Origin of the sequence: Shewanella electrica, assembly GCF_022321485.1 — a bacterium.
Taxonomy (GTDB): Bacteria; Pseudomonadota; Gammaproteobacteria; order Enterobacterales; family Shewanellaceae; genus Shewanella; species Shewanella electrica.
On the sequence record NZ_JAKOGG010000075.1, the window covers coordinates 1 to 381 of the forward strand.

General features: G+C 52.2%; 1 protein-coding gene. It reads left to right on the forward strand.

Annotated elements, in window-relative coordinates:
• A partial coding sequence (locus tag L9G74_RS23885; RefSeq protein ID WP_238898526.1) for a hypothetical protein occupies positions 1–313 on the forward strand: 313 nt, incomplete at its 5' end.
• Positions 314–381 lie beyond the last annotated feature (68 nt).

The following is a 381-nucleotide window of genomic DNA, read 5'->3' on the forward strand; positions in this document are numbered from 1 at the left end:
GGAGAAACGCGTCGAGGAGGCGCCGGCGGAGCTGAGCGCCAAGGAAATGAAGGAGAAGAAGGAGAAACTAGAGGAGAAAGCAGTCCATAAAGAAAAGAAGAAGGAGGTAGTAGAGGATGAAGAAAATGGAGCTGAAGAGGATGAGGAAGAGAATCCTGAGGATGTGGATGAAGAAGAAGGTGGTGACGAGGATGACGAAGGAGATGAGAATGGGCAAGAGCAGGACGGACATGCAGAAAAACGATCTGCAGAGGAGGAGGAGGATGAAGTGGATCCGAAGAGGCAGAAGACAGAAAATGGGTCCTCCGCTTGAGTCCTCCCCTCCCATTTCCTCTGTTCCGTCCATCTCTCCTCCTCCCCTCCCATTTCCTCTGTTCCGTC